Genomic DNA, 6,315 nt, shown 5'->3' with positions numbered 1-6,315 from the left:
CCCAGTTTTGACTGAGACGCGGATCCCGCGGATCCAATGGCTTGCGAAAGGCGAGGCGTACGATGAGCAAAGAAGTACTGCTGGTTGTTGAGTCGGTGTCCAATGAAAAGGGCGTTCCGGCAGGAGTTATTTTTGAAGCGCTGGAGCTGGCTCTTGCCACTGCTACCAAAAAGCGTTTTGAAGATGAAGTTGAACTACGTGTGGAGATTAATCGCCAGACGGGTAACTACGAGACGTTCCGTCGCTGGACAGTTGTTGAAGATGAAGATCTCGACGACCCGGCACACGAACTTGCTGTAGATCAGGCTCAGGAAAAACAACCGGGCGCTGTAGCCGGTGATGTAATCGAAATCAAAATCGATTCCATCGAATTCGGCCGGATCGCTGCGCAGACTGCTAAACAGGTCATCGTGCAGAAAGTTCGCGAAGCCGAGCGCGCTCAAGTGGTAGATGCCTACCGCGAGCGTCTGGGTGAAATTATTTCCGGCACGGTTAAAAAGGTTACGCGTGACAATGTCATCGTCGACCTGGGTAACAATGCTGAAGCGCTGTTGGCGCGTGAAGACATCATTTCGCGGGAAACTTTCCGTGTGGGTGTCCGCGTTCGTGCACTGCTGAAAGAAATTCGCACTGAAAACCGTGGCCCTCAGTTGATTCTGTCGCGTACTGCGCCAGAGATGCTGATCGAGCTGTTCCGGATTGAAGTACCGGAAATCTCAGAAGGTCTCATCGAGGTGATGGCTGCCTCTCGTGACCCGGGTTCACGTGCAAAAATAGCAGTTCGCTCCAAGGACAAACGAATCGATCCGCAAGGCGCTTGTATCGGCATGCGTGGTTCGCGCGTTCAAGCTGTTTCCGGCGAATTGGGTGGCGAACGTGTGGATATCGTGCTTTGGGACGACAATCCGGCGCAGTTCGTGATCAACGCCATGTCGCCTGCTGAAGTAGCGGCGATTATCGTCGACGAAGATGCCCATGCCATGGACATCGCCGTTGGCGCAGACAATCTGGCCCAGGCCATTGGTCGCGGCGGTCAGAACGTTCGTTTGGCTAGCCAGTTGACTGGTTGGACCCTGAACGTCATGACCGAATCGGACATCCAGGCTAAGCAGCAAGCTGAGACCGGCGACATCCTGCGTAACTTTATCGAAGAGCTTGAAGTCGATGAAGACCTTGCACAGGTTCTGGTTGATGAAGGCTTTACTAGCCTGGAAGAGATTGCCTACGTACCGTTGGAAGAAATGCTCAACATCGACGGCTTTGACGAAGAAACCGTCAACGAGCTTCGCGCTCGGGCCAAGGATCGGTTGTTGACTAAAGCCATCGCTACTGAGGAAAAGCTGGCAGACGCCCATCCGGCCGAAGACCTGCTCTCGCTTGAGGGTATGGACAAGGATTTGGCGATGGAACTGGCGGTGCGCGGCGTAGTTACCCGCGAAGACCTGGCCGAGCAGTCTATTGACGACCTGCTCGACATCGACGGCATTGACGATATTCGTGCCGGCAAGTTGATCATGGCCGCCCGAGCCCATTGGTTCGAGTAAGTAGGCGCGGCCTGAGGAGAGAAGTGCATGACGCAAGTCACGGTGAAAGAACTGGCCACAGTGGTCGACACACCGGTAGAGCGCCTGTTACAGCAGATGCGTGAGGCAGGTCTGCCGCACACCGCCGCCGAGCAAGTTGTGACCGATATAGAGAAACAAGCCCTGTTGACGCATTTGAAAAGCGGCCACAAGGCTAAAGTGGAAGAGCCACGCAAGATCACTTTGCAGCGCAAAACCACTAGCACCCTGCGTGTTGCTGGCAGCAAAAGCATCAGCGTTGAAGTGCGTAAAAAGAAAGTATTCGTACAACGCAGCCCGGAAGAAATCGAAGCCGAGCGCAAGCGTGAGCTTGATGAGCGTCGTGCTGTAGAAAACGCTGCGCGCCAGAAGGCTGAAGAAGAAGCCAAGCGTCGCACCGAAGAAGATTCGCGCAACCAGCCTGCTGCTGCGCAATCGGCTCCAGCTGCCGCCGCTGCTGTTGCACCTGCTCCTGTTGCTGAACCGGTGCGTGAAGCGCCGGTTGCTGCCGCTCCAGTTGCCGATGTACGCAAACGCAATGACGAACAGCGTCGTCCAGACAAACCACGCGCCGATGACAACAATCGTCGTAGCGCTGGTGGTGATGGCGACCGTAAAAACACACCGCATCGCGCCTCTGTTAAAGAGAAAGCGCCAGCGCCACGTGTTGCGCCACGCACTACCGACGAAGAAAGCGACAGCTTCCGTCGTGGTGGTCGCGGCAAGGCCAAGCTGAAGAAGCGTAACGCTCACGGTTTCCAGAGCCCAACAGGCCCTGTAGTTCGCGACGTTGCCATCGGCGAAACGATCACTGTCGGCGAGTTGTCAGCGCAGATGTCGGTCAAGGCTGCTGAAGTCATCAAGTTTATGTTCAAGATGGGCACTCCGGTGACCATCAACCAGGTACTGGATCAGGAAACTGCCCAGTTGATCGCCGAAGAGTTGGGCCACAAGGTCAAACTGGTCAGCGACAATGCCCTGGAAGATTCGTTGGCCGAATCGCTGAAGTTCGAAGGAGAGACGTTCTCCCGTGCGCCAGTCGTGACCGTAATGGGCCACGTTGACCATGGTAAAACCTCGCTACTCGACTACATCCGTCGCGCCAAGGTTGCAGCTGGCGAAGCCGGCGGCATCACCCAGCACATCGGTGCTTACCACGTTGAAACTGACCGTGGCATGGTGACTTTCCTCGATACCCCGGGTCACGCTGCGTTTACCGCAATGCGTGCTCGTGGTGCCAAGGCCACCGACATCGTGATTCTGGTTGTTGCTGCGGACGACGGCGTTATGCCGCAGACCATCGAAGCTGTTCAGCATGCAAAAGCCGCCGGTGTTCCGTTGGTTGTAGCAGTGAACAAAATCGACAAGCCGGGTGCTGATCTTGATCGTATCCGTAGCGAGCTGTCTGTTCACGGCGTTACGTCTGAAGAATGGGGTGGCGACACGCCTTTCGTATCGGTTTCCGCGAAAGTGGGTACCGGTGTAGACGAATTGCTGGAAGCGGTTCTGTTGCAAGCCGAAGTACTGGAACTCAAAGCAACTCCGTCGGCTCCAGGCCGTGGCGTTGTGGTTGAATCGCGTCTCGACAAAGGTCGTGGCCCGGTTGCAACCGTTTTGGTTCAAGACGGTACTTTGCGTCAAGGCGACATGGTGCTGGTGGGTTCGAACTATGGCCGCATCCGCGCCATGCTCGACGAGAACGGCAAGCCGATCAAGCTAGCCGGTCCTTCCATCCCGGTCGAGATTCTCGGTCTGGACGGTACGCCGGAAGCCGGTGACGAACTCAGCGTATTGTCTGACGAGAAAAAAGCCCGTGAAGTGGCTCTGTTCCGTCAAGGCAAGTTCCGCGAAGTCAAACTGGCTCGTGCTCACGCTGGCAAGCTGGAAAACATCTTCGAAAACATGGGCCAGGAAGAGAAGAAGACGCTTAATATCGTCCTCAAATCTGACGTCCGTGGTTCGTTGGAAGCGTTGAACGGTGCCTTGAATGGCCTGGGCAACGATGAAGTGCAAGTGCGTGTGGTCGGTGGCGGTGTCGGTGGTATCACCGAGAGCGACGCTAACCTGGCATTGGCTTCCAACGCTGTACTGTTCGGCTTCAACGTGCGTGCCGATGCTGGCGCTCGCAAGATTGTCGAGCAGGAAGGTCTGGATATGCGTTACTACAACGTAATCTACGACATCATCGAAGACGTCAAGAAAGCCCTCACCGGTATGCTTGGCAGCGACGTCCGGGAGAACATCCTGGGTATTGCCGAAGTGCGTGACGTGTTCCGTTCGCCGAAGTTTGGCGCGATCGCTGGTTGCATGGTGCTTGAAGGTGTTGTTCACCGTAACCGTCCAATCCGTGTACTGCGTGAAGACATCGTTATCTTCGAAGGCGAGCTGGAATCCCTGCGCCGCTTCAAAGATGACGCTTCCGAAGTACGTGCCGGCATGGAATGCGGTATCGGCGTCAAGAGCTATAACGACGTTAAAGTCGGTGACAAGATCGAAGTCTTCGAGAAGGTCCAAGTGGCTCGCAGCCTCTAAGTCGCGAGCTTCAAGAGCCATGGTCGGCGCCGCGTGCAAATGCACCGCGTCGATCACGGGCTCTAAACGCAACGCCCGGTCCGACCCCACGTCAGGCCGGGCGTTTGCCGCTTTCAGACCGTGAGGGTTTCGCCCCAGGTCGGTGACAGGTAGTAGACATGGCAAAAGAATATAGCCGTACCCAACGTATTGGCGATCAGATGCAGCGCGAGCTGGCTCAGTTGATCCGCCGCGAAATCAAAGACCCGCGTGTCGGTCTGGTGACTATCACCGCCGTCGACGTCAGTCGTGACGTCGGTCATGCGAAGATTTTCATGACCGTGATGGGGCAAGACAGCGCCGAAGAAATCGCGCAAACCATCAAGGTGCTCAACTCGGCGGCAGGTTTCCTGCGCATGCAGTTGGCGCGTGAAATGAAATTGCGCAGCGTTCCACAGTTGCACTTTCACTATGACGAAAGCGTTGTACGTGGAGCTCATCTGTCGGCGCTCATCGAGCGTGCGGTTGCCGAGGATGGTCAGCACCCGGAAGGCGCTCCGCCAAGCACAACGCCGGACAGTGACAAGCCAGAAACCAGCAAGGAGTAGCGCACATGGCTCAGGTCAAGCGTATACGCCGCAATGTCAGTGGGATCATCCTGCTCGACAAGCCGCTGGGTTTTACCTCCAACGCGGCCTTGCAAAAGGTTCGTTGGCTGCTTAACGCGGAAAAAGCTGGCCATACCGGCAGCCTTGATCCGTTGGCAACCGGTGTGTTGCCGTTGTGCTTTGGTGAAGCGACAAAGTTTTCCCAATACCTTCTGGATTCGGACAAAGCGTACGAAACCAGAATGCAATTGGGCAAAACGACCACCACTGCCGACGCAGAAGGTGACGTGTTACAAATTCGTCCGGTGACCGTTGGTCGCGCCGATATCGAAGCGGTTTTGCCCCATTTTCGTGGTGAAATCAGTCAGATACCGCCGATGTACTCAGCGCTCAAGCGTGACGGACAGCCTTTGTACAAGCTGGCTCGGGCCGGGGAAGTGGTGGAGCGCGAACCGCGTTCTGTTACTATTGCGCGCCTGGAATTGCTTGAGTGTGAAGCCGACACGGCGCGCCTCTCGGTCGATTGCACCAAAGGCACTTATATCCGCACCTTGGTTGAAGATATTGGTGAAAAGCTCGGTTGTGGCGCTTACGTTGCTGAGTTGCGCCGCACCCAGGCCGGTCCGTTCAGCCTGGCCCAGACGGTCACGCTGGAAGAGTTGGAGCAAGTACATGCCGATGGCGGCAACGAAGCAGTTGATCGCTTCCTGATGCCCTCGGACAGCGGTTTGTTGCACTGGCCGTTGCTGCAGTTTTCGGAACACAGTTCGTTCTACTGGTTGCATGGTCAACCAGTGAGGGCACCGGACGCGCCGCAATCTGGCATGGTTCGTGTGCAAGATCATGAAGGTCGCTTCATCGGTATCGGTGAAGTGAGTGAAGACGGGCGCATCGCGCCACGTCGATTGATTCGGTCAGAATGACCGGACGAGGGTGGCTGTCAGTAGGCGCGGTCACAGCTCATTTTAAAATACGGGGGTTTGCCCTCGGCCTATTGAAACTGTCTCTCTGGAGCGGTTTCCGTTACTAAGGATTGCCCACATGGCACTCAGCGTTGAAGAAAAAGCTCAAATCGTAGCCGACTACCAGCAAGCTGTTGGTGATACTGGTTCGCCAGAAGTGCAAGTTGCACTGCTGACCGCCAACATCAACAAATTGCAGGGTCACTTCAAAATCAACGGTAAAGATCACCACTCACGTCGTGGTTTGATCCGTATGGTAAACCAGCGTCGCAAGCTGCTGGATTACCTGAAGGGTAAAGAAGTTAGCCGTTACAGCGCCCTGATCGGTCGTCTGGGTCTGCGTCGCTAATAGCGATGTCGATAGAGGTTGGTTGTTTATCACGACTTTTCGGGTTCGCTCGGACGGTCTGGCAGGCTTCCAGCCTCAAGTTGTATCTGGACGGTCGATAGGTCCGAATCCTCTCACTGCCCAAAAATTCGCAAGAAACCAGTTCCCCAAGAGCCACAAAAGAAGGTAGGAAACCGTGAACCCGGTAATCAAGAAGTTCCAGTTCGGTCAATCGACCGTCACCCTCGAGACTGGCCGTATCGCCCGTCAAGCTTCCGGCGCAGTATTGGTCACCGTTGACGACGACGTCAGCGTATTAGTGACTGTGGTCGGTGCCAAGCAAG

Annotated in this window: 5 protein-coding genes and 1 pseudogene; all 6 read left to right on the top strand. The window is 55.7% G+C overall.

Annotated features, from left to right (window positions below; all coding sequences use genetic code 11):
- Positions 1-62: 62 nt before the first annotated feature.
- Positions 63-1,544, top strand: a complete 1,482-nt coding sequence (gene nusA, locus JWR17_RS13980; protein ID WP_299832419.1) for a transcription termination factor NusA — start codon at positions 63-65, stop codon at positions 1,542-1,544.
- Positions 1,545-1,571: 27 nt separating this feature from the next.
- Positions 1,572-4,094 (top strand): translation initiation factor IF-2, encoded by a 2,523-nt coding sequence (gene infB, locus JWR17_RS13975; RefSeq protein WP_299832417.1) that lies wholly within the window; start codon positions 1,572-1,574, stop codon positions 4,092-4,094.
- Positions 4,095-4,252: 158 nt separating this feature from the next.
- A complete protein-coding gene (rbfA, locus tag JWR17_RS13970; RefSeq protein ID WP_299832415.1) occupies positions 4,253-4,681 on the top strand; it encodes a 30S ribosome-binding factor RbfA in 429 nt (142 codons plus the stop codon).
- Positions 4,682-4,686: 5 nt separating this feature from the next.
- The gene (gene truB / locus JWR17_RS13965; RefSeq protein WP_299832413.1) at positions 4,687-5,604 is read left to right on the top strand and encodes a tRNA pseudouridine(55) synthase TruB; all 918 of its coding nucleotides are present in this window, start codon (positions 4,687-4,689) and stop codon (positions 5,602-5,604) included.
- Between the two features lie 118 nt (positions 5,605-5,722).
- Positions 5,723-5,992 (top strand): 30S ribosomal protein S15, encoded by a 270-nt coding sequence (gene rpsO, locus JWR17_RS13960; RefSeq protein WP_299832411.1) that lies wholly within the window; start codon positions 5,723-5,725, stop codon positions 5,990-5,992.
- Between the two features lie 175 nt (positions 5,993-6,167).
- Positions 6,168-6,315: pseudogene (locus tag JWR17_RS13955) on the top strand (polynucleotide phosphorylase/polyadenylase); the annotation flags it as partial.

The organism is Pseudomonas sp. (assembly GCF_028293835.1).
In the GTDB taxonomy this organism is placed as follows: domain Bacteria; phylum Pseudomonadota; class Gammaproteobacteria; order Pseudomonadales; family Pseudomonadaceae; genus Aquipseudomonas.
The sequence above is the reverse complement of the archived record's forward strand: the minus strand, read 5'-3'. Positions and strand labels throughout refer to the sequence as shown.